This is a genomic window from Streptomyces sp. SKN60 (assembly GCF_026236535.1).
GTDB lineage: Bacteria > Actinomycetota > Actinomycetes > Streptomycetales > Streptomycetaceae > Streptomyces.
This window is the reverse complement of record NZ_JAHTMW010000024.1, coordinates 34,260-54,907: the sequence shown is the minus strand read 5'-3', so window position 1 is coordinate 54,907 and position 20,648 is coordinate 34,260. Positions and strand designations below refer to the sequence as shown.

At 73.7% G+C, this 20,648-nt stretch carries 15 protein-coding genes and 1 other RNA gene; 3 read left to right on the top strand and 13 right to left on the bottom strand.

All coding sequences use genetic code 11. The annotated features are described in order from the left end of the window. Window positions 1–34: 34 nt before the first annotated feature. The 3 genes from KV205_RS30780 to KV205_RS30770 form a co-directional block, all read right to left on the bottom strand. Window positions 35–1,192, bottom strand: coding sequence for a uroporphyrinogen-III synthase (locus tag KV205_RS30780; protein WP_265868068.1), 1,158 nt, complete (start codon window positions 1,190–1,192; stop codon window positions 35–37). A gap of 97 nt (window positions 1,193–1,289) precedes the next feature. After that, entirely contained in the window at window positions 1,290–2,654 is a 1,365-nt protein-coding gene (locus KV205_RS30775; RefSeq protein WP_265868067.1) for a NarK/NasA family nitrate transporter, read from the bottom strand. A 164-nt stretch (window positions 2,655–2,818) separates the two neighbouring features. Then, window positions 2,819–3,781, bottom strand: a complete 963-nt coding sequence (locus KV205_RS30770; RefSeq protein WP_265868066.1) for a LysR family transcriptional regulator — start codon at window positions 3,779–3,781, stop codon at window positions 2,819–2,821. Window positions 3,782–3,865: 84 nt separating this feature from the next. On the opposite strand from KV205_RS30770, the gene KV205_RS30765 reads away from it, so the two are divergent. Continuing rightward, entirely contained in the window at window positions 3,866–5,152 is a 1,287-nt protein-coding gene (locus tag KV205_RS30765; RefSeq protein WP_265868064.1) for an MFS transporter, read from the top strand. Here the strand turns inward: KV205_RS30765 and KV205_RS30760 are convergent, their stop codons facing one another. The 6 genes from KV205_RS30760 to ftsE form a co-directional block, all read right to left on the bottom strand. Continuing rightward, window positions 5,153–6,232 (bottom strand): hypothetical protein, encoded by a 1,080-nt coding sequence (locus KV205_RS30760; protein ID WP_265868063.1) that lies wholly within the window; start codon window positions 6,230–6,232, stop codon window positions 5,153–5,155. A gap of 153 nt (window positions 6,233–6,385) precedes the next feature. Further along, window positions 6,386–6,754: a transfer-messenger RNA gene (gene ssrA / locus KV205_RS30755) on the bottom strand. A gap of 80 nt (window positions 6,755–6,834) precedes the next feature. After that, window positions 6,835–7,374, bottom strand: coding sequence for an SsrA-binding protein SmpB (smpB, locus tag KV205_RS30750; protein ID WP_265868061.1), 540 nt, complete (start codon window positions 7,372–7,374; stop codon window positions 6,835–6,837). 18 nt (window positions 7,375–7,392) lie between these two features. After that, the gene (locus KV205_RS30745) at window positions 7,393–8,571 is read right to left on the bottom strand and encodes a S41 family peptidase (RefSeq protein WP_265868059.1); all 1,179 of its coding nucleotides are present in this window, start codon (window positions 8,569–8,571) and stop codon (window positions 7,393–7,395) included. Window positions 8,572–8,650: 79 nt separating this feature from the next. Next, complete coding sequence (ftsX, locus tag KV205_RS30740; RefSeq protein ID WP_265868057.1) at window positions 8,651–9,568, bottom strand: permease-like cell division protein FtsX; 918 nt, start codon at window positions 9,566–9,568, stop codon at window positions 8,651–8,653. A 22-nt stretch (window positions 9,569–9,590) separates the two neighbouring features. Continuing rightward, entirely contained in the window at window positions 9,591–10,280 is a 690-nt protein-coding gene (gene ftsE, locus KV205_RS30735; RefSeq protein ID WP_128983761.1) for a cell division ATP-binding protein FtsE, read from the bottom strand. A 240-nt stretch (window positions 10,281–10,520) separates the two neighbouring features. Between ftsE and KV205_RS30730 the strand changes: the two genes are divergently transcribed. Then, window positions 10,521–10,706 (top strand): hypothetical protein, encoded by a 186-nt coding sequence (locus KV205_RS30730; protein WP_265868055.1) that lies wholly within the window; start codon window positions 10,521–10,523, stop codon window positions 10,704–10,706. A gap of 105 nt (window positions 10,707–10,811) precedes the next feature. On the opposite strand, the gene KV205_RS30725 is transcribed toward KV205_RS30730, so the two are convergent. From KV205_RS30725 to KV205_RS30710, 4 genes are all read right to left on the bottom strand, one after another. Beyond that, entirely contained in the window at window positions 10,812–11,780 is a 969-nt protein-coding gene (locus tag KV205_RS30725) for a hypothetical protein (protein WP_265868053.1), read from the bottom strand. A 404-nt stretch (window positions 11,781–12,184) separates the two neighbouring features. Next, the gene (gene prfB / locus KV205_RS30720; RefSeq protein ID WP_265868052.1) at window positions 12,185–13,297 is read right to left on the bottom strand and encodes a peptide chain release factor 2; all 1,113 of its coding nucleotides are present in this window, start codon (window positions 13,295–13,297) and stop codon (window positions 12,185–12,187) included. Between the two features lie 80 nt (window positions 13,298–13,377). Further along, complete coding sequence (locus KV205_RS30715) at window positions 13,378–14,622, bottom strand: serine/threonine-protein kinase (RefSeq protein WP_265868050.1); 1,245 nt, start codon at window positions 14,620–14,622, stop codon at window positions 13,378–13,380. Between the two features lie 128 nt (window positions 14,623–14,750). After that, the gene (locus KV205_RS30710) at window positions 14,751–16,538 is read right to left on the bottom strand and encodes a serine/threonine-protein kinase (RefSeq protein ID WP_265868048.1); all 1,788 of its coding nucleotides are present in this window, start codon (window positions 16,536–16,538) and stop codon (window positions 14,751–14,753) included. Between the two features lie 512 nt (window positions 16,539–17,050). Between KV205_RS30710 and KV205_RS30705 the strand changes: the two genes are divergently transcribed. After that, window positions 17,051–20,509 (top strand): FtsK/SpoIIIE domain-containing protein, encoded by a 3,459-nt coding sequence (locus KV205_RS30705; RefSeq protein WP_265868047.1) that lies wholly within the window; start codon window positions 17,051–17,053, stop codon window positions 20,507–20,509. Window positions 20,510–20,648 lie beyond the last annotated feature (139 nt).

The window sequence follows — 20,648 nt, the reverse complement described above, 5'->3', positions numbered from 1 at the left end:
CGTACCGTAACCACTCGTCGGGGACCCGTGGCCACTAGCCGGAGGACTCGTCCCCGTACTTCGTGTCCGCCGCCGGGTCGAGCGCGAGCCGGTACCCCCGCTTCACCACCGTCTGGATCAGCTTCGGCGTGCCGAGGGCGGCCCGCAGCCGGGCCATCGCCGTCTCCACGGCGTGCTCGTCGCGGCCCGCGCCGGGCAGCGCGCGCAGCAGGTCGGGGCGGCCGACGACCCAGCCGGGGCGGCGGGCGAGCAGGCCCAGGAGGGCCATGCCGGCCGGCGGCACCGGGCGCAGCTCGCCGTCCACGAGGACGGCGTGGCCGCGGATCTCGACGCGGTGGCCGGCGACCGGCAGGACCCGGGCGCGGGCGGGCAGTTCGCGGCAGAGGAGCTGGACCAGCGGGCCGAGCCGGAAGCGTTCGGGCTGGTGGGTGTCGATGCCGTGGGCCTGCAGCGGCAGGGCCGTGACCGGGCCCACGCACACCGCGAGGACGTCGTGCCGAAGGGCCGTCACCAGCTCCTCGGCCAGGCCGCGTTGGCGCGCCCGGTCGAGCAGCGAGGCGGCGGCCGGGGCGCTGGTGAAGGTCAGCGCGTCCAGGGCGCGGGCCACGGTCGCGTCGAGCAGCCGGTCGAGCGGACCGAGGTCCTCCGGCGGCATCCAGCGGTAGACGGGTACGGGCACGACCTCGGCCCCGCCCTCGGTCAGCGCCTCCACGAAGCCGGGCAGCGGCTCCCCGTGCAGCTGGAGGGCGATCCGGCGCCCGGCGACGCCCTCGCCGAGCAGCCGGTCGAGGACCTCGGCCATCGACTCGGAGGACGGCGACCAGGACTCGGTGAGCCCGGCCGCGCGCACCGCGCCCTTCACCTTGGGGCCGCGGGCGAGGAGTTCGACCCCGCGCAGCCGGTCGAGCAGCGCCTCGCCGAAGCCCCAGCCGTCGGCCGCCTCGACCCAGCCGCGGAAGCCGATCGCCGTGGTGGCGACGACGACGTCCGGGGCGTGGTCGATGAGGTCCTTGGTGGCGGCGAGCAGCTCGGTGTCGTCGGCGAGGGGCACGATCCGCAGCGCGGGGCCGTGCACGACGCCCGCGCCGCGCCGGCGCAGCAGCGCGATCAGTTCGTCCGCGCGCCGCGCCGCCGTGACGCCGACGGTGAACCCCGCCAGGGGCCCTTGCTGCGCCTGCTCTTGCTCGTCCATGTCCGCCGACACTGCCGGGGAAGGATGTCCGTCTCGGTTCACGCGTATTTCCTGGTCGTTACGGCCCTCAGGGACCACTGTGACTCATCCCTCGCGCTCATACCTCGGCGGGCGCGCGCCGCGACTCGGTGCCCTCGGCGCCCTCGGCGGTGTCCGGGACGGGGGCCACGGCGGCCGGCCGGCGAAGGTATACGGCCCAGGTCACGAGCATGCACGCGGCGTAGAAGGCGAGGAAGGCGACGAAGGCCCCGGTGCCGGTGCCGACGGTCTGGAAGGACTGGCGGAAGGCGAGGTTGATGCCGAGGCCGCCGAGCGCGCCGACGGCGCCGATGAGGCCCATGGAGGCGCCGGAGATGCGCCGCCCGTACGCCTCTGCGGCCTCGCCGGTGAGCCCCTTGCGGTGCCCCTGGGTGAGGAAGATCGCCGGGATCATCTTGTACGTGGAGCCGTTGCCGAGGCCGGTGAGGACGAAGAGGGCGACGAAGCCGACCAGGAAGACGGTCAGGGACGCGGCGACCGAGGCGTAGATGACGACGCCGGTGGCGACGGCCATCGCGGCGAAGGTCCCCAGGGTGATGCGGGCGCCGCCGTACCGGTCGGCGAGCGCGCCGCCGACCGGGCGGATGAGGGAGCCGAGCAGCGGGCCGATGAAGGTGAGCGAGGCGGCCTGGAGCGGGGTGCGTCCGAACTGGGTCTGCAGCACGAGCCCGAAGGCGAAGCTGTAGCCGATGAAGGAGCCGAAGGTGCCGATGTAGAGGAAGGCCATGATCCAGGTGTGGCCGGCCTTCACGGCCTCCTTGGCGGCGCCGGTGTCGTTCTTCACCGGGGCGAGGTTGTCCATGAAGAGCGCGGCGCCGAGGGCGGCGAGCACGATGAGCGGGACGTAGACGCCGAGGACGAGCCGCGGGTGCATCGCCCCCGCGGTGCCGATGACGAGCAGGCCGACGAGCTGGACGACGGGGACGCCGATGTTGCCGCCGCCCGCGTTGAGGCCGAGCGCCCAGCCCTTCTTCCGCAGCGGGAAGAAGGCGTTGATGTTGGTCATGGAGGAGGCGAAGTTGCCGCCGCCGACGCCGGTGAGCGCGGCGACGAGCACGAACGTGCCGTACGAGGTGCCGGGCTCCATCACCGCGTACGCGAAGCCGGTCGGCAGCAGAAGCAGCAGGGCGCTGAACACCGTCCAGTTCCGGCCGCCGAAGCGGGCGACGGCGAAGGTGTACGGGACGCGGATGAGCGAGCCGACGAGGGTGGCGGTGCCGATCAGGAAGAACTTCCCGGCGGCGTCCACGCCGTACTGCGGTCCCATGAAGAGGACCATGACCGACCACATGGTCCAGATGGAGAAGCCGATGTGCTCGGAGATCACGGACCAGAGGAGGTTCCGCTTCGCGATCTTCTCGCCCGTCTCCTGCCAGAAGGTCTCGTCCTCCGGCTCCCAGCGTTCGATCCACCGGCCGCTCATCCCGCACCTCCGCGCTGTCCGACTGTTGCGGGTGACGCTAGGAACGGCGCGTTTCGTACGGCGGCGGTGGACGGTGACGGGCACGGAACCTTGCTCTCACCCGGAGCGCGGTGCCGCTGTGAGCGCCCCCGGCGCGCCGGGCCGCCCCGGCGTCACGGGATCGCTTACGGAATGCCGGGTTCCTCGCCCTCCGGCAGCCAGGAGCCGGGCGGACGGGCCAGCCAGCCCTCCTGGGCGGCGAGCTCGGCGGCGGCCCGCCGCAGCACGTCCAGACCGGGGTGCCGCAGCCCCTTGCGCCACACCAGACTCACCGGTGACAGCGGTACGGGGTCGGTCAGCGGCCGCAGCACGCTGCCCGGCATCGGCGGAAAGTCGACCACGGCGAGCACCGGGGTCGGCGCCTTGGCCATCACCCGGCGGAACTCCTCCTTGCCGACGACGAGCGGCGCGGGCGCCGCGACCCGGATGCCCCGGCCGGCGAAGAGCCGGGCGGCGAGGTCGGTCCACTCGGGCGTACGGTCGTTGCCGGCGCCCGCGTAGACGGAGCGGCCCGCGAGCGCGTCCAGCGGGACCCGGGGCAGCCCGGCGAGCGGGTCGCCCTCGGGGAGCAGCACGGCCATCGGCTCGTACCGGACGAGCTGCGCCTCCAGGCCGGCCCGCAGTCCGGGCGCGAGCCCGCCGTACCGCCCGAAGGAGGCGTCGAGGCGCCCGGCGAGGATGTCCCGCGCGGCGCCGGTGAGTCCGCTCTCGTAGCGGGCCATCAGCTCGAGCTCCGGGGCGAGTTCGCGGGCCCGGTGGAGCACCCGCTCGTGGCAGAGGCCAGCGCTGTTGAGGTCGACCAGGAGGGGGCGGGGCTCGGCGCGGAAGGCCTCGGCGAGCTCGTCGTGCGCGGCGAGCACCCGGCGGGCGTACGGCAGCAGCCGCTCGCCGTCCGGGGTGAGCACCACCTGCCGGGTGGTGCGCAGGAACAGCTCGGTGCCCAGGGCGCGTTCGAGCCGGCGGACGTCCCGGCTGAGGGCCTGCTGGGCGATGAAGAGCCGGCCGGCGGCGCGGGTGAAGTGCAGTTCCTCGGCGACGGCGACGAAGGCGCGCAGGAGGCGGGGGTCGAGGTCGTTCGGGGTGGCCACGCGCCCTTTTTAACAACAGCGGTGCGTGAATCGCCACCGGATAGGTGTTGGACCGGCAGGGGCATGCCAACGGAGCCTGGAGCCATGCCGTACCAGCCAGACCCGTCCCGCCCGTTGATCCTGACCCCCGCCGGCCCCGCCCCGGCCCCCGCGTACCGGGCGCCCGCAGCACCACGCCCGCGCCGCCCGCTCCCCCGCAACCCGTATCTGCGCCTGTTCGCGCTCCCCGGCACCCGCGCGTTCACCGCCGGCAATCTGCTCGCCCGGCTGCCTTCGGGCATGTTCGGCGTCAGCACCATCCTGCTGGTCTCCGGGGCGTACGACTCCTACGCCCTGGCCGGCGCGGTCAGCGCGGCCGGACTGGCCGCGGGCGCAGTCACCGCGCCCTGGATCGCCCGGCTGGTCGACCGGCACGGGCAGGCCCGGGTCGCGGTCCCGGCCACCGTCTGGGCGGTCCTGGGCCAGCTGGTCCTGCTGCTGTGCGCGCACGGCCGGGCGCCGGTCTGGACGCTGTTCGCGGCCGCCGTGCTCGGCGCCACCGCGCCGAACGTCGGCGGCATGGCCCGGGCCCGCTGGGCGCACCTCCTGAAGGGCGACCCGGGCGCCCTGCACACCGCCAACTCCTTCGAGCAGGCCGCCGACGAGCTGGGCTTCATGCTGGGGCCGGTGCTTGCCGCGTTCCTCTGCTCGGCGCTCTTCCCGGAGGCGGGCGCGCTCGTCGGCTCCGCGTTCTTCCTCGCCGGGGTGCTGCTCTTCGCGGCCCAGCGCACGACCGAACCGCCGGCCGCGCCGCGCACCTCCGGCGGCTCCCCGCTGCGCGCGCCCGGCATGCCGGGGCTGCTCGCGGTCTTCCTGGCGACCGGTGCGGTCTTCGGCTCGATGGAGGTGGTCACCCTCGCGTACGTGGACGGCCCGGCCGCCGGCCCGGTCCTCGCCCTCCAGGCGGCCGGCTCCTGCGCGGCCGGCCTGGTCCACGGCCGGGCCCGCCGCTCGGCCCCGCTCGCGGCCTGCCTCGCGGCGATGACCCTGCTGATGACCCTCCCCCTCCTGGCCGCCCGCACCGGCTCGCTCCTCGCCCTCGCGGGCGCGCTCCTGCTCGCGGGCGCGGCCACCGCCCCGACCATGGTCACCGGCATGGGCCTGGTCCAGCGCCTCACCCCACCGGGCCGCCTCAACGAGGGCATGACCCTCGCGGTGACCGCCCTCCTCGCCGGCATCGCCACCGGCTCGGCCATCGGCGGCCACCTCGCCGACCACGCCCCGACCCCGCTGTACGGCTACCTCGCCCCGCCGCTGGCGGCGGCCCTGGCCCTGCTGCTGTGCGCGACGACCGGCCGGAGCCGCCGCGCACACGCGCTGAACCCGTCCTGATCAGCTCTGCCGCAGCGGCCCCATCGGGACCTGGACGCCGAAGGCCGTGGCCCCCGCGCCCACCCCGCCCGCGCAGCCGTCCGGCTCCTGGGTGCCGAGGCCGCGGGTGGAGGGCTTCTCCGCCGCCCAGAACATGTAGCCGAGCAGGCCGGACGTGGTTCCGGCGCCGTTGGGGGCCGCGTTCCGGGTCCAGTCGCCCGTGGCCTTCTGGAGGGAGTTCGCGTAGTCGGTGCACTCGGGCAGCGGGCTGCGGCCGTACGCGATGTAGAGGCCCGCGGTGAGCTTGGCCGGGGCGAGCGGGGGGACCGGCGGGGAGTACTGCGACTTGCCGTCGAGGTGCTCCTGCCAGTTGGCGATGTGGGAGCTCGCCGAGGTGGGGCGGGCGGTGACCATCGCGTTGGCGTAGTCGAGCACCGGGGTGTCGGTGCGCAGCCAGTCGGCGGTGGCCTTGCGGTTGATGTCGATCAGCCAGCGGTCGCCGGCCGCGGTGTCGAGGGTGAGCCGGGCGGCCGGGTTCGTGCCGGTGGCGTCGTAGGGGTGGACGGACCGGTAGGCGTCGATGAAGGACTGGAGCCCGGCGAGGTTCGGGCCGGTGTTCTGCTCGTAGTCGATCTCGATGCCGACGCCGAGGTCTGCGGCGACGGCCGCCGCGGCGCGGCCGAGCCCGGCCGGGTCCTCGGCGAGGGCCGCGTCCCACGCGTCGGTGTAGGTGATGCCGCCGATGGAGAGCATCACGCGGATCCCGCGCGAGGTGAAGTACTGGACGATCTCGCGGTTCATGCCGACGGGCACACCGTTGGCGGTGGTGGCGTCGGTGGTGCCGTGCAGCAGTTCCAGCGGGTCGACGAAGCTGAGCACGACCACGTTGACCGAGGGGCGCCCGTCGCCGCGGTCGACCAGCCAGTGGTTCTTGGCGTCGAACTCGGCGACGTCTCGGACCCGGGACCAGGTGCAGTAGTCGTCACCGCAGTGCCAGGCGCCGTAGACCTGGACCGGCGCGGGCGCGGCGGCGGCCGGGGCGGCGGGGACGAGGAGGGTGAGGAGCATGGGCAGGACCGCGAGGAGTCCCTTGTGGCGCATACGTACCTCCGGGGATGCCGTGGCGTGGGGGGCGGCGACCGGAAGAGTGTCAGGTCCAGACCAAGTCGACAAGAGGGCGGACATCAAGATGGCGGACATGACGAAGGCCCGGCGGCCACCTGGGTGACCACCGGGCCTTCGCCCACATGGGATGAGTGGAGATGGCGGGAATCGAACCCGCGTCCAACGGTGCGGAACCAGGGCTTCTCCGTGTGCAGTCTGGTACGAGTTTCTCGGCCCTCCGGATCACCCAGACAAGTCCGGAACGGGCTCAGTCACTGTTTGATTTCCCTCTTCACCCCGTGACCGGGATCAAGGTTTAGTCCCCTAGCTGATGCCAGGATCCGGGTCGGGAACAGCCCCGGGCTGACACTTCGCAAGTCGCTACTTAGGCAGCGAGGGCGAAGGAATCGCGCTTGGTGTTGGCGATTATTGGTTTCGGCGCGTGGTTTACGAGATCATTGCCGCTTCCTCGACACGCTTCCCCTGCTTCGACATCCGCTGTCGAAACCGATCATCCCCATGTTGATTTTTCAAAGGTTGCGCCCTCTGTGGGGTGCAGGGCCCATGGTACGTGACCTGCGGGCACCGTTGCCAGCAGATTAACGCTCCTGGGCGCGCTGGCGCCGCTTCGCCGCCGCGATGGCCCGCGCCGTCTCGCGCGTGTCCTGCTGCTCACGCAGCGTCTGCCGCTTGTCGTACTCCTTCTTGCCCTTGGCCAGCGCGATCTCGCACTTCACCCGGCCGTTCAGGAAGTACAGCGCGAGGGGCACGATCGTGTGACCCGTCTCGGAGGACTTCTGCTCCAGCTTGTCGATCTCCTCCCGGTGCAGCAGCAGCTTCCGCTTCCGCTTCGCCGAGTGGTTGGTCCAGCTGCCCTGGGAGTACTCGGGCACGTGGATGTTGTGCAGCCAGGCCTCCCCGCCGTCGATCTGGACGAAGCCGTCGACCAGCGACGCCCGGCCCATGCGCAGCGACTTCACCTCGGTGCCCATGAGCACGAGGCCGCACTCGTAGGTGTCGAGGATGAGGTAGTCGTGGCGCGCCTTCTTGTTCTGCGCGATGAGCTTGCGCTCCGGCCCCTTGTCCTGGGCCTTCTTCTTCGCAGGCTTGCCCTGCACGTTGACGAGTCCCTTTGCCATAGTGCGGCCATTTTCGCACTACGAGCCCCCTCCGAGGCCACTCAATACCGTGCGGGCCCGCTCCTCGGGCCGGTCGCCCCCGGCGACGTCCGGGGTGATGCCCCGGCCGTCCACCGCGTGACCGGCGGGGGTGCGGTAGTGGCCGACGGTGACCTCGGCGACCGAGCCGTCGGGCAGGGTGCTGGGCATCTGGACCGAGCCCTTGCCGAAGGTGGGCGAGCCCACGGTGACCGCCCGGCCGCGGTCCTTCAGGGCGCCGGTCAGCAGCTCGGCCGCGCTCATGGTGCCGCCGTCGATCAGCGCGACCAGGGGCCGTGCGGTGTCGCCGCCGCCCTCCGCGTACACCGCGTGCTGCTGCCCGTCGATGTCGTACGTGGCGACGAGGCCGCCGTCGAGGAAGGCGGAGGCGGCGGCCCGGGCCTCGGTGAGCAGGCCGCCGGAGTTGCCGCGCAGGTCGAGCAGGACGCCGGCGCCGGCCGGTGCGGAGCGCACGGCCCGCCGTACCTCCTCGCCCGTTCCCTTGGTGAAGGCGGCCACCCGGATCAGCACCGTGCCGTCGCCGAGCCGGCGGACGGCGACCGGGTCGACGGCGAGCAGGGCCCGGTGCAGGGGCTCGGTCCAGACGGCCCGGCCGCGCTCGACGCCGAGTCCGACGGTGGAGCCGGGGACGCCGTCGCCGCGCAGCAGGGAGACGATCTCGGAGACCGAGAGGCCGTCGACCGGGCGCCCGTCCACGGCGGTGAGCCGGTCGCCGGGGCGGAGCCCGGCGCGCTCGGCCGGGCCACCGGGCTGCACCCGGCTGATCTCCACCCGGTCGCGCCCGGTGCGGCGGGCGGACAGGCCGACGCCGGTGTAGGAGCCGTCGAGGGCCTGCTCGAACTCGGCGTACTCCCGCTTGTCGTACACCGCGCCCCAGCGGTCGCCGCTGCGGCTGACGAACTCCTCGGCGGCCTTCTTGCCGGACTTGCCGTCGGCCATGGCCTCGGCGGCGGCCCGGGCGAGCGCGGCGCGGTCGACCGTGGACCGGTCCGCGGCGGTGGCGGCCGCCGGGGCCGGCTCGTGCCGCCGCTCCTCGCGGGGCAGCGAGCCGGTGGCGGCGGCGGTGCCGAGCACCCCGGTGAAGACCAACGTCAAAGCGGCCCCACGGAGAACTCCGCGGGGCCTACGACAGAACTCGGGGCCGGCACCGGCACGCATGGCGCCCACTCTAGGACAAGCGCATGGCGCCGTACGGAGGTTGGCCGTACGACGCCATGCACGCAGTGCGAGTGAACTGTCACACCTTCAGGTACTTGCGCAACGCGATGAACGCGGCGACGGCCGGCATCAGCAGGCCGATCGCGAGCACCAGCGGCAGCTTGGCCAGGACCGCGTCCCAGCCGATGAAGTTCACCAGCTGCATCTTGTCGGCGAGCGCGATGCCGTGGTCGATCAGGAAGTACCGGCCGACCATCAGCATGACGCAGGCGACCGCGCCGCCGAGCAGACCGGCGAAGGCGGCCTCCATGATGAACGGCATCTGGATGTAGAAGTTGGTCGCGCCGACCAGCCGCATGATGCCGGTCTCGCGGCGCCGGCTGAAGGCGGACACGCGGACCGTGTTCACGATCAGCATCAGCGCGATGATCAGCATCAGGAACATCACGCCGAGTGCGGCGATGTTCATGCCGTTCATCAGGTCGAACAGGTTCTGCAGGATGTTCCGCTGGTCCTGGACGGACTCGACGCCGTCCCGGCCGGCGAAGGCGGTCGCGACCACCTTGTACTTCTCCGGGTCCTTCAGCTTGACCCGGAAGGACTGCTGCATCTGGTCCGGAGTGACGACGGACGCGATGGCCGTGTCGCCGTACTGCTCCTTGTAGTGCTTGAAGGCCTCGTCGGCGGACTCGCGGTGGACCGACTCGACGATGTCCATCTTCTTCAGATCGGCCTCGATCTGGTCGGCCTGCTGCTTGGTGACGGCGCCCTTGGTGCACTTGGGCGAGGTGGACCCGTCACTCTTGTTGCAGAGGAAGATGGAGACGTTGACCTTGTCGTACCAGTAGTCCTTCATCGTGCTGACCTGCTCGCGCATGAGCAGCGCCCCGCCGAACAGGGCCAGCGACAGGGCCACGGACACGATGACGGCGAAGGTCATCGTCAGATTGCGACGGAGACCGACCCCGATCTCCGACAGCACGAACTGAGCGCGCATGGTGTGACTTCTCCCTGTCCGCTCAGTGCTGGTAGCCGTAGACGCCGCGCGCCTGGTCGCGGACGAGGCGGCCCTTTTCGAGCTCGATGACGCGCTTGCGCATCTGGTCGACGATGTTCTGGTCGTGGGTCGCCATGACGACGGTGGTCCCTGTCCTGTTGATGCGGTCGAGCAGCTTCATGATGCCGACCGAGGTCTGCGGGTCGAGGTTGCCGGTGGGCTCGTCCGCGATCAGCAGCATCGGGCGGTTGACGAAGGCCCGGGCGATGGCGACGCGCTGCTGCTCACCGCCGGACAGCTCGCCCGGCATCCGGTCCTCCTTGCCGCCGAGGCCGACCAGGTCGAGCACCTGCGGCACCGCCTTGCGGATCTCGCCGCGCGGCTTGCCGATGACCTCCTGGGCGAAGGCCACGTTCTCGGCGACGGTCTTGTTGGGCAGCAGCCGGAAGTCCTGGAAGACCGTCCCGAGCTGGCGGCGCATGTGCGGCACCTTCCAGTTGGACAGCCGGGCGAGGTCCTTGCCCAGGACGTGCACCTGACCTTGGCTGGCGCGCTCCTCGCGGAGGATCAGCCGCAGAAAGGTCGACTTTCCGGAGCCGGAGGAACCGACGAGGAAGACGAACTCCCCCTTCTCGATCTCCAGGGAGACATCCCGGAGCGCGGGGCGGTTCTGCTTCGGATAGGACTTGGAGACGTTGTCGAATCGGATCACGGATGCACCACGGTCGGCCGGGAGTAGGTGTGCGTGACCATACGCGAACCGGGAAGGCCCGCGCAGTCGCGGTCCTCGCTTGTGTGCTTTATCCTTTTCGTCCTTGCGCCCGCGTGCTCATGGGGCGCGCCGAAAAGCTCCGGAGCTGGCACAGTGGTAAAGGGAACGCACGGATCGTGCCGGGCGTTGTCCTGATAAGGATCCTTGTGCGAGGACCTGTGTGCGGGAGGAGGAGAGCGCATGACCTATGACCGGCTGGTGTGCGCCAACTGCGCGGCCCCCGTCGCGGAGGGCCGCTGCCCCGTCTGCCGCGCGAACCGCGAGCGACTGCCGCAGCCGACGGGTCTGACCCCGGCGATGCTGCTGACCCTGGTGATCGCACTGGTGGCGGCGATGACGCTGCTGGTGGCGGTGCGGGGGGTGTAGGAGCCCGCAGGAGCCTCTGCGGAGGCCACGACGCATACCGGAAGGGCCGGAGGTGCTGGAAAGCACCTCCGGCCCTTCTGTACGTGCCCTACGCCGTCAGTCGGATCAGGCGGCGGTACGACCGCCGGTCACGAGGCGCGGCAGGAAGCGGAAGCCGATGCCGCCCGCGATCATGGTGGCGGCCCCGATGATCAGGAACGAGGTCTCGGCGGCGCCGGTCTCGGCCAGCTCCTCCTTGGCCTTGCCCTGCTCGACGGGCTGCGAGCCGGCGTTGTTGGTGCCCGGGTTGTTGTCGACGCACTCGGCGCCGTCCAGGTCCACGGTGCAGGTCCCGGCACCGCCGTCGGTGGAGGACCCACCGGTGGTGGCGGACCCGCCGTTGTCGCCGGAGCCACCGTTGTCGCCGGTGCCGCCGTTGTTACCGGTGCCACCGTTGTTGCCCGTGCCACCGTTGTTGCCCGTGCCGGACGAGGTGCCGGTGGACGTACCGGTCGAGGTGCCCGTCGACGTGCCCGTCGACGTGCCGGTGGACGTACCCGTGGAGGTACCGCCCTCCTGACCCGTCGAGGTACCGGTCGAGGTACCCGTGGACGTACCCGTCGAGGTACCGGTGGACGTGCCCGTGGACGTGCCGGTCGAGGTACCCGTCGAGGTGCCGGTGGACGTACCGGTCGAGGTGCCGCCCTCCTGACCCGTCGACGTACCCGTCGAGGTACCGGTCGAGGTGCCGGTGGACGTACCCGTCGAGGTACCGCCCTCCTGACCCGTCGACGTACCCGTCGAGGTACCGGTCGAGGTACCGGTCGAGGTACCCGAGGACGTGCCCGTCGAGGCACCCTCGATGCTGCCGACGGAGGTGTTGCCCTCGTTGGTGTTGCCCTCGTTGGTGGTACCGCCGTTGGTGTCGTCCTCATTGAGGCCGAGGCCGACGTCCACGCTCTCGTCCGTCACCGTGATGTCGGCGCCGACGCCGCCCACGGCCTGAGCGGCACCCGCGACGGTGAGCGACGCACCGGCCGCGATGACGGCACCGGCGGCGATCCGCGCGACGCGGATCCGCGTCTTCTTGGTCATCTGGCTGCTACCCCCAGTAGCTCAAATCGTCTGTAGAGCTGCGCTCGGGGCCACCGGACACCGGGGACGTCACAGAACACTGGACCTGCCCCCGTTCACACGCGCCCCAGATTCACGCATGCCGCTTGCCACCCTTCCGAGTTTCCGGAGACACGTCAAGGTCGTTGCGCGTGCGATGCCCGAAAGATCCACTTCTGCCCGCCATGCGACGATGCAACTGTGACGTAAACCCGGAACTCCCGGCCCCACCAGAGCAGTTCCCATGTCGACAAAGCGTCAGGAACATCAAAGCACCGCTTGCGCCCGCGAATCATGGACACGCTCCGCCGGGTACGCCGACGGCCCCCGGCCCGCCTCGGTGAGGGGGCCAGGGGCCGTCGGTCGGTCCTGTCGGAGCGTCAGGGTTACGCGGTCTGCTCCTGCTGCTTGCGCCAGCGGATGCCCGCCTCCAGGAAGCCGTCGATCTCGCCGTCCAGGACGGACTGCGGGTTGCCGACCTCGAACTCGGTGCGGAGGTCCTTGACCATCTGGTAGGGGTGCAGCACGTACGAACGCATCTGGTTGCCCCAGGAGCTGCCGCCGTCGCCCTTGAGGGCGTCCATCTTGGCGCGCTCCTCCTGGCGCTGGCGCTCCAGGAGCTTGGCCTGGAGGACGTTCATCGCGCTCGCCTTGTTCTGGATCTGGGAGCGCTCGTTCTGGCAGGAGACCACGATGCCGGTCGGGATGTGCGTGATGCGCACCGCCGAGTCGGTGGTGTTGACGCCCTGGCCGCCGGGGCCCGAAGCGCGGTAGACGTCGATGCGCAGGTCCGAGTCGTCGATCTCGACGTGGTCGGACTGCTCGACGACCGGGAGGACCTCGACGCCGGCGAAGGAGGTCTGGCGGCGGCCCTGGTTGTCGAAGGGCGAGATGCGCACCAGGCGGTGCGTGCCCTGCTCGACGGAGAGGGTGCCGTAGGCGTAGGGGGCCTTGACCACGAAGGTGGTCGACTTGATGCCGGCCTCTTCCGCGTACGAGGTCTCGTAGATCTCCGTGCCGTAGCCGTGGCGCTCGGCCCAGCGCAGGTACATGCGCTGGAGGCGCTCGGCGAAGTCGGAGGCGTCGACGCCGCCGGCCTCGGCGCGGATGTTGACCAGCGCCTCGCGCTCGTCGTACTCGCCGGAGAGGAGGGTGCGGACCTCCATCTCGTCGAGGGCCTTGCGGACCGACACGAGCTCGGTCTCGGCCTCGACCCGGGTGTCCGGGTCGTCCATCTCCTCGGCCAGCTCGAAGAGGACCGCGAGGTCGTCGATGCGGCCGCGCAGCGCCTCGGTCTTGCGGACCTCGGCCTGGAGGCGCGAGAGCCGGCTCGTGATCTTCTGCGCCGCCTCCGGGTCGTCCCACAGGGACGGGGCCGCGGCCTGCTCTTCGAGCACGGCGATGTCTGCCCTCATCTTCTCGAGGTCCAGGACGGCCTCGATCGACCCCATGGTCGAGGAGAGGGACTTCAGCTCTTCGGATACATCGACGACTGCCACGCGTCCAGCGTAACGGCTCCGCGCCCCGACCCGGACTCCTCTTCGGCCGTCAGGCCCCGCGAGGCCCTTCGAGGCGCCTCCTACGGCTGCTGCGACTGCTTCGAGTCCTGCGGTGGGGCGTCGTCGCCGGCCGTGGCCGCGACGTAGCCGCCGGCGCCGAGCGCGCCGGCGATGACGACGGCGGCGACGGTGAGGGTGATACGGCGCTTGCGGACCGCGTCCGCCTTGTGGCGGGCCGAGCCGGGGCGGCGGGCGCTCGCCGAGCGGGGGGCGCGGGCGGTGCCGAGGGGGCCGCCGGAGAGTTCGTCGGGGCCGGGGACCCGCATGGAGGTGTGGGTGTCGCGGTTGGAGTCGGTCGAGGCGCCCGGCACCAGGGGGACGGCGGCGCGGCGCGGGGCCGGTTCGCCGGTGCCGCCCGTGCCGCCGTTGGTGGCGTACGGCTCGTCCTCCGGCTCCGTCGCCGGGTCCGCGTCCGGCTCGTCGACGTCGAGCGGCGGGATGCCCTTGAGCATCGGCAGCACGTCCCGCAGCCGGCTGCCGAGCTCGGAGGCGCGCAGCCGGGAGGCGGGGGCCTTGGCCAGGCACTGGACGAGCAGCTGCCACAGCTCCTCGGGGATGCCGGGGAGCGGGACGACGGTCTCGGTGACGTGGCGGCGCAGGACGGCGCCGGGGTGGCCGCCGCCGAACGGGGTGAACCCGGCGAGCAGCTCGTACAGCACCGTCGCGAGGGCGTAGATGTCGACGGCGGCGCGCGGCGGCAGGCCCTCGACGATCTCGGGGGCGAGGTAGTCGGGGGTGCCGATGATCCGGGTGGCCTTGGTGCGGCCGGGGGTGTCGATGAGCTTGGCGACGCCGAAGTCGGTGAGGAGGGCGGGGTGCGCGCCGCCGGGGCCGAGCGGGCCCTCCATGTCGAGCAGGATGTTCTCGGGCTTGACGTCGCGGTGCACGACACCCGCCTTGTGGGCGGCGGCGAGACCGTCGGCGACGTCGGCGATGATCGCGACGGCGGCCTCGGGGGCGAGCCGGCGCTCGCGGTCGAGGCGGGTGCGCAGATCGGTGCCGCGGACCAGGTCCATGACGAGCGCGAGGTCGTTGCCGTCGACGACGAGGTCGCGGACGGAGACGACGTGCGGGTGGTCGAGCCCGAGCAGCGCGGTGCGCTCCTGGACGAAACGGCCGACGAGTTCCTGGTCGGAGGCGAGGTCCTCGCGCAGCAGCTTGATGGCGACGGGGCCCTCGGGGCCCTCGCCGAGCCACACCGTGCCGGCGCTGCCCCGCCCGAGGATCTGGTGGGCCGTGTAGCGGCTGCCGATATTCCGTGCCAAGACTGCTCCCTCAGCGGCTGCGGTTCGCGTCAAAGTTACGCGTCCGAGGGCGTCGACCGGCACTTCCGAGGGGAAATCACCCCTCGGAAGTCGACAAATCGATACCCCGACCGTCCGCCGGGGCCCTCCTACTGCCCGCTACCGCCGGTAGCACCGCTGCCTCCGGTGCCGCTCGCGCTGTCGCCGAGCGAGGAGACCCAGTCGGTGAAGGAGCTGATGGCGTCGCCGATCGTCTCCCAGTAGCCCTTGCCCGAGGCGATCCAGTCCTGGAGCGGGGTGAGCTCCCAGATGAGCCAGCCCGCGACCACGAAGAGCACGATCGTGAACAGACAGCCCTTGAGGCAGCCGAGACCCGGGATGCGCATGGGGTTCGCGCTGCGCTGCCGCGGCGGACGCGGCTCCCGCGGTACGGGCGCGGGCGCCGGGGCCTGCGGAGGCGGCTGCGGCGGAGCGTACTGCTGCTGCGGCTGGGGCGCGTACTGCTGGCGCGGGGGCTGCGGTGCGTACGGCTGCGGGCGCGGCGCCTGCTGGGGCTGCGGGTAGCCCTGCGGCGGCCGGGGCTGCTGATACGGGCCCCCTGGGCCTTGCGGCCCGGGAGGTGCCCCCAGCGGCGCCTGCTGCCCGTACCCCTGCGGCTGCCCCTGCCCCTGCGGGGGCTGCTGCGGCTGGGCCCGGCGCTGCGGGCGCCGCCGCAGCGGGTCCTCGCTCGGGTCGAGGTACTGCACCTGGGTCTGCTCGTTGCGGTCGCGGAGCGCGCCGAGCTGGGTCTGCCAGGGGTGCGGGTCCTCCGGCCGCGGGCCGGGCGGGTCCTGCGGTACGGGGGGCATGACCGCGGTCGGGTCGGCGGCGCCGGCCGGGCCGCTGGTCGGCAGCACGCTGGTCGGCGCGGCCGGGTCGTAGGCACCGGCGCCCGCAGGGGCGGCCGAACCGGTCGGCAGCACCTGGGTGGCACCGGCCGGGTCCACGCCCGCGCCCGTCCCCGGGGTCTCCGGGACCGGCGCGGGCGCCGGGTCGGGGGCGAGCAGCGCGCCGACGCCGTCGGCCGCCTCGATCTGGGCCGGGGTGGAGTGCACGCCGATGCCGGCGGCGACCGTACGCAGACCGCGGGCCAGGTTCTCGGCGCTGGGGCGGCCCGCCGGGTCCTTGCTGAGGCAGCGCTCTATCACCGTCCACAGCGGACCGGGCACGGTGGACGGGCGGCGCGGCTCCTCGCTGAGGTGCCGGTGCAGCACCTCCAGGGCGGTGCCGCCGGCGAACGGCGGACGGCCGGTGACCAGCTCGTACAGCAGGATTCCGGCGCCGTAGATGTCGACGGCGGAGGTCTGCGGACGGCCCTCGGCGGACTCCGGGGCGACGTACGCGGGCGTGCCGACGAACTCGTGGGTGCGGGTCAGGCCCGGGGAGTCGGCGAGCCGAGCGATGCCGAAGTCGGTGAGCATCGGGTGCATGCCGCCGTCCTGCTCGGCGAGCAGCACGTTGGCGGGCTTGAGGTCGCGGTGCACGACGCCGTCGGCGTGGCTGGCGGCGAGCGCGTCGGCGATCTGCGCGGTGAGCAGCGCGGCGGCGACCGGGGTGAGCGGGCCGTTCTCACGGATGTAGCGGTGCAGGTCGGGGCCCTCGACGAGGTCCATGACGAGGGCGAGGACATCGCCCTCCACGACCAGGTCGCGGGTGCGCACGATGTTGGGGTGGGTGAGCCGCAGCAGCACGGACCGCTCGCGCAGGAAGCGCATCACGATGTCCGCGTCGTTGGCCAGCTCCTCCTTGAGGACCTTGATCGCGACGGTCTCGCCGGGCTGCCCCGCCACCGCCGCCTCGGCGCCGGCCGCCTCACGCTGGCGGGCTCGCCAGACGGTGCCCGTGGCGCCGCGGCCGAGCGGCTCCTCGAGCAGGTACTTGCTGCCGATAGGCCGCACGTCACGCGCTCCCTGCTGATCGTGGTCCTGGGGTGGTCCGTCGAAGTGTCCCCGGAGTCCCTGTGTGTTCTGTGACCCGTCCGGGTGTCCGACCCACTTTAGGGCCTGTCCGGTGCCGCCGAACGTGTCATCGACCGTCCGCAGGACGGCCGATTCCCCGGCCGCCCCCGGTGCCGCACCGGTGCCGTACATGTCCGAAACGCACCTGAGGCGCGTCCGAAACCCGTCCGAAGAGAAGACGCCGAGAGCGCGGCCGGGGTTGCCGTAAGTGCTGCGAGCCATACGCAACCAGGCGAAATAGCGTCCATCGGCGACCGAACAAGATCACTTGGAGGCGACCCGGGGGCGGGTTGTCAGTGGCAGGTGCGAGGATGCGTACAGCACGTCGTGTCGGGGTCGGGAGCCCCGGCCCCGTGCCGACCTGTACCGGACGACGCGTCCGCGCCGGGTGGGGGGAGCCAGCGGTCCTGTCCCCTGCCGGGCGCGCCGCGCAGAAGGGACCGCTGACGGCGATGCAGATCCGGCTGACCGTCCTCGCGCCGCACGCCGGCCACGGCGCTGGGCGCGCCTGCGACGTGCTCGTCACCGCGCCCGCGGGGACCGAGCTGGCCGCCGTGGCCTCCTCGCTCGCCGCGGCCGTCTCCGGCCCCGACACCTCCTCCTCCGGCACCACCGTGCTGTACGCGGGCGAGAAGCGCCTCGACACCCGCCGCTGTCTGCTGGGCGAGCCGCCACTGGTCGACGGGGCGGTGCTCTCCCTCCAGGTGCCCGGCCCGGACGAGGTCATGGCCGAGGTCATGGGCGAGGGCGCCCCGGCCCGGCTGCACGTGGTGGCGGGCCCGGACGCCGGCGGGGTGCATCTGCTGCACGGCGGGGCGAACGGCGGAGCGATCAGAATCGGCCGTTCTGTGGACGCGGACGTTCCGCTCGACGACCCGGATGTCTCGCGGGTCCACTGCACCGTGACGGTCGGCCCCGACGGCCGGGTCACGGTCACCGACCAGGGCTCCACCAACGGCACGACCCTCGACGGCACCCCGGTCGGCCCCCGGCCCGTCCGCTTCCCGCCCGGCGGCACCCTCCGGGTCGGCGAGTCCGCCCTGCGCCTGTCCTCCGGCGGATCCGGCGGTACGGGCACGAGTGCAGGTACGCGTACGGGCGGGGGCGCGGGCGCCGACGCGAGCCCCGGCGCCGACTCCGGCGCGGACGAGGTCCGGCTGCCGACCGCCCCCGACGGCGAGGGCCATCTGCGGGTCGCCCTGCGCGCCCCGGAGGACCCGGGCGGTACGGCGGAGCCGGGCGAGGCGCCGCCGGGCGCGGGCCCCGTGCCGTACGCACGCGTGGAGGACGAAGACCACGGCCGGGGCGACTGTCCCCCCGCCCACGCGCGCGTGGCGGAGCCCGCCGACTCCGACTCCGACTCCGCCGGCGAGGCCGAGTCCCACAGCAGGACCCGGCAGACCCGCCGCCGCGGCCTCGGTGCCTGGGCCCGGCGGCTCGCGGGCGGCCGGGACGAGGACCGGGACGGCGAGTACGGCGTGGCCCCGGTGCCGGCCTTCGCCGCCGGCGCCCGCCCCGGCGCCGCGCCCGGCGGCGGAGGCGCCGCCCTGCCCGCCCCCGACAGCTGGCCCGATCCCGCCGCGGTCCTGCTCACCGCGCTCGGCCCCGGCCCGCGCCTGTGGGAGCGGGGCCCCGGCCACCCCGAGGCCCTGGTGGTCCGGCTCGGCACCACCGACCGCACCGACCTGTCCGGCGTGCCCGTCACCGTCGGGCTGCGCGAGGCGGGCTCGCTCGGCCTCGCCGGGCCGGCGCCCCGGCTCGGCGGCCTGGCCCGTTCCGTGGTGGCCCAGCTGGCCGCCCTGCACTCCCCCGCCGACCTGGAGATCGTCCTGGTCAGCGCCGACCGCAACCGTCCCCTGGAGGAGCGGCGCCGGGACTGGGCCTGGCTCGGCTGGCTGCCGCACACCCGCCCGGCGCACGGCCAGGACTGCCGGCTGCTGCTCGCGTACGACCGCGACCAGGCCCACGCCCGGTTCACCGAGCTCACCCGGCGGCTCGACGACGGGCCGCTCGGCCCCGGCTGGCCCAGCGCCGACCGGGCCGCCGTGGCGGAGGCCGCCGCGCGCCACGAGGGCCCCGAGACCGTCGTGATCGTCGACGGCGACCCGGGCTCCGCCGCGCTCCGCGAGACCGCGGCGCGGCTCGCCGGGGCCGGTCCCGCCGCCGGCATCCATCTGCTCTGCCTGGCCGAGGCGCCCGCCGCCTCCCCCGCCTCCCCGGTCGCCGCCACCTACGAGACGGCCTGCGCCGCGTCCCTCGCCTTCCGCGAGTGCGGGGCGGCCGCCCTGCTCAGCGGCGACGTGGCGACCGCGCTGCGGCTGCTGCGCACGGCGGGCGGGCGGGCCGCGGGGCACGGCACGGTCGGTGTCGTCGACGCGGTGTCGGTGGCCTGGGCCGAGCGTTTCGGCCGCGCCCTCGCCCCTTTGCGTACGGAGACGGGCGCGGGCGCCGGTACGGGCCGGGCGGCCGCCGCCCTGCCCCTGTCGGCCCGGCTGCTCGACGAGCTCGGCCTCGCCCGGGCCACGCCCGCCTCCCTGATGGCCCGCTGGGCCTCCGCCGCCGACGGCACCGCCGTCCTGGGCGCCGGCCCGCGCGGCCCGGTCGCCGTCGACCTCACCCAGGAGGGCCCGCACCTCCTCGTCGAGGGCCCGGCGGGCAGCGGCCGCACCGAACTCCTGCGCGCCGTCGCCGCCTCCCTCGCCGCCGGGGCCCGCCCCGACCGCCTCGGCCTGCTCCTCGTCGACGGCGCGGGCGGCGAGCGCGGCGAGGGCCTCGCGGCCTGTACGGAGCTGCCGCACGTCACCGAGCACCTGGTGGCCTCCGACCCGGTGCGGATGCGGGAGTTCGCCCAGGCGCTAGGCGCCGAACTGAAGCGCCGCGCAGAACTCCTCGGCGACGCCCACTTCGCGGACCGCCGCTCGGCCCGGCTGATCGGCCAGCGCTCCCCGAGCCCGGCCGAGTCCGTCCCGCCGGCCGGCGGCCGGGCCACCGCCCGCGTCCCCGACGCCCGTTCGGGCGCCGACCTCGTGGGCGACCGGCCCAGCGGGCGCACCCTGCGCACCGCCGCCGACGGCGCCATCGGCGACGTTCCCAGCACCCGCAGCCACCGCACGGCGGGCCGCGAGGTGTACGACCAGCAGGCCGACACCACCGCGTACCGCACACCGCCGCCGGGAGCGGACCTCCTCGGCGACCGCCCGAGCGGCCGCCTCCCCCGTACGGGCACCGGCGACCGCACGCCCCCGCCCGGCGCCGACCTGCTCGGCGACCGGCCCAGCAGCCGCACGCTGCGGCTCACCACCGACAGCCTGCTCGGGGACACGGCGAGCAGCCGCACCGACCCGGTGCGCAGCGGACCCGCCGCCGAGGGGGCGGGTGCGCTGCCGCGGCTGGTGGTCCTCGTGGACGACTTCGACGCCCTGGTCGCCCCCGCGCTCGGTGCGCCGGGCCGGCCGGCGGCCGGGTCCGTGGTGCGGGCCCTGGAGGCGGTCGCGCGCAACGGGGCGCGGCTCGGGGTGCACCTGATCGCGGCCTCGGCCCGCCCGGACCGCACGGCCGACACCGAGCTGGCGCACGGCGCGCGGCTCCGGATCGTCCTGGACCCGCCGCCCGCGGCCCCCGGCCCGGACGAGCCCCGGCCGGGACGCGGCCGGCTCGGCCACCCGGACGGCCGAGTGACCCCGTTCCAGACCGGCCGGGTCACCGGCCGCATCCCCCGCACGGCCACCCTGCGCCCCACGGTCGTCCCCCTGGAATGGGACCGCATGGGCGACCCGCCGACCCGCCGCCCGGTCCGCGAACTCGGCAACGGCCCCACCGACCTGGCCCTCCTCGCCAGCGCCCTCGACCGCGCGGCCCGCTCGGTGGACGCGACCCCGATACCCCCGCTGGTGTCCCCGGCCCCGGCCTGAGCCCCCGCCCGCTCCACCGCCCCTCAAGCCCGCCTCCACCACCCCTCCAGCCCACCCCCGTACCGCACTTGACGGCACGTCACGAGCCGATCACGATCCCCCGCCCCACCCCGAAGGCGGCCTTGCGGGCCTCCGGCGC

Coding starts and splice junctions, on each gene's coding strand:
- KV205_RS30780 (WP_265868068.1), bottom strand. CDS start 1,192: ATGGACGAGCAAGAGCAGGCGCAGCAAGGGCCCCTGGCGGGGTTCACC.
- KV205_RS30775 (WP_265868067.1), bottom strand. CDS start 2,654: ATGAGCGGCCGGTGGATCGAACGCTGGGAGCCGGAGGACGAGACCTTC.
- KV205_RS30765 (WP_265868064.1), top strand. CDS start 3,866: ATGCCGTACCAGCCAGACCCGTCCCGCCCGTTGATCCTGACCCCCGCC.
- KV205_RS30760 (WP_265868063.1), bottom strand. CDS start 6,232: ATGCGCCACAAGGGACTCCTCGCGGTCCTGCCCATGCTCCTCACCCTC.
- smpB (WP_265868061.1), bottom strand. CDS start 7,374: ATGGCAAAGGGACTCGTCAACGTGCAGGGCAAGCCTGCGAAGAAGAAG.
- KV205_RS30745 (WP_265868059.1), bottom strand. CDS start 8,571: ATGCGTGCCGGTGCCGGCCCCGAGTTCTGTCGTAGGCCCCGCGGAGTT.
- ftsX (WP_265868057.1), bottom strand. CDS start 9,568: ATGCGCGCTCAGTTCGTGCTGTCGGAGATCGGGGTCGGTCTCCGTCGC.
- KV205_RS30730 (WP_265868055.1), top strand. CDS start 10,521: ATGACCTATGACCGGCTGGTGTGCGCCAACTGCGCGGCCCCCGTCGCG.
- KV205_RS30725 (WP_265868053.1), bottom strand. CDS start 11,780: ATGACCAAGAAGACGCGGATCCGCGTCGCGCGGATCGCCGCCGGTGCC.
- KV205_RS30705 (WP_265868047.1), top strand. CDS start 17,051: ATGCAGATCCGGCTGACCGTCCTCGCGCCGCACGCCGGCCACGGCGCT.